Below are 1,504 nucleotides of genomic sequence, written 5' to 3'. Positions count from 1 at the left end.
GCACGACGCGCAATGTGGTCGGCAAGGCCCAGAGCTCGCTCAAGCGCAGTTCGCTGTGCTCCTGGTAAGCGTTGAGAAACGCGGTGAACAATTCCTGGCTGAGCACGCTGTCGGTGTGCGCCACGTAGGCCCACACAATGCCGTAAACACGCGGCAAGCCTTCGAGCGGCGCGCCCGCCAGCTTGGGCAGGCTGGCGTAGTAGCGGCGCGGTACCCCTTCGCGGATCTGCTCCAGCTGGGCTTCGACCAGGGGGAAGTTGTCCAGCAGCCACTCGGCAGCGGGGGTCACGTAATGGCCGCTGCGTGACGTTAGCGCCACATAGTCGTAGGCACTGCGCAGTGCTGCGAGGTTTTTCTCAACGCGCGGGAAAAAGGGCGCGTGGCGCCGCGAACGGACATCGCCTTCAATCACCTGGGCTTGCGCCAGACTGCGGCCATGCTCTTCAAAGCGATGAATACCGAACAGCTCGGCGCGAATCGGCGGCTCGGCTTCACGCTGGCGCGAGCGCAGGAAATCGCGGGCGTGGGGGGTTAGCGCATTAAGCCGGTCAATGACGGCGGCGTCCACCCGCAAGTCCGATCAGGCAAAGGCCCACAAACCCAGGCTGCAAACGGCGACCAGGGTGCTGGTCGTCACGATGCGGGGCGACGCCAGAGCCTGCAGCGACTCCAGCATGGCCTGCAGCATGAAGAAACGGCCGTGCGAGCACTGGCAGTCGCTCATGTGCGACGCCAAGGCCAGAAAGTCACGGGATACCGATGCACTGATCACCGGAAAGCGGCATGGGGTCCCAGTATTTGGCGGATTCATGATGCTGCATCTCCTTAAGGGGGACTGCCTGCACTGCAACCCGGCGGCGCCGGGTCCAGCTACAGACAAGTCCATGCTAGGAGCCTGAGCGGTCGGGAGCTATCAGAACCCACTGTCTAGTTGTGTAGGACAAGGCCGACGCTGACGCCGCCCGGCGTGCCAACGCCCGGCTGCGCGTCAGCCCGTGTTTCGCAAGCCCGCCGCAATCCCGTTGATTGAAATATGAATCCCGGTTTGCACCCGCTGGTCGGCCTGGCCGGCGCGGTAGCGGCGCACCAGTTCGACCTGCAGATGGTGCAGCGGGTCGATGTACGGAAAACGGTGGCGGATGGAGCGCTGCAGCGCGGCATTGCCGGCGAGGCGGTTTTTTTCGCCGGTGATCAGCGCCAGCGCTTGCGCCGTGCGGTGCCACTCGGCTTCAATGGCGCTGAAAATCCTTTTACGCAGCCGTGCGTCGCTGACCAGATCGGCATAACGCGAGGCCAGCGCCAGGTCGCTCTTGGCCAGCACCATGTCCATGTTGCTGAGCAGGGTGCGAAAGAAGGGCCACTGGCGGTACATTTTTTGCAGCAATGCCAGCGCGTCCTTGCGGCTGGCGGGCGTGCCGCCCTGGCCCAAAAACTGCTCGATGGCAGAACCAAAACCCAGCCAGCCGGGCAGCGTCAGCCGGCACTGGCCCCAGCTGAAGCCCCA

General features: G+C 64.2%; 3 protein-coding genes. All 3 read right to left on the bottom strand.

The features are described from left to right. Positions 1–568, bottom strand: a 568-nt coding sequence (locus tag Q8K05_RS00445; protein ID WP_305244586.1) for a hypothetical protein, incomplete at its 3' end; no start/stop codon positions are given. Between the two features lie 12 nt (positions 569–580). Next, positions 581–811 carry a hypothetical protein gene (locus tag Q8K05_RS00440; protein WP_305244585.1) on the bottom strand — a complete coding sequence of 77 codons (231 nt, stop codon included), beginning with the start codon at positions 809–811 and terminating at the stop codon, positions 581–583. Positions 812–988: 177 nt separating this feature from the next. Beyond that, positions 989–1,504, bottom strand: a 516-nt coding sequence (locus tag Q8K05_RS00435) for a phosphoenolpyruvate carboxylase (protein ID WP_305244584.1), incomplete at its 5' end; no start/stop codon positions are given.

Source organism: Polaromonas sp., assembly GCF_030682935.1.
In the GTDB taxonomy this organism is placed as follows: domain Bacteria; phylum Pseudomonadota; class Gammaproteobacteria; order Burkholderiales; family Burkholderiaceae_C; genus Polaromonas.
The sequence above is the reverse complement of the archived record's forward strand: the minus strand, read 5'-3'. Positions and strand labels throughout refer to the sequence as shown.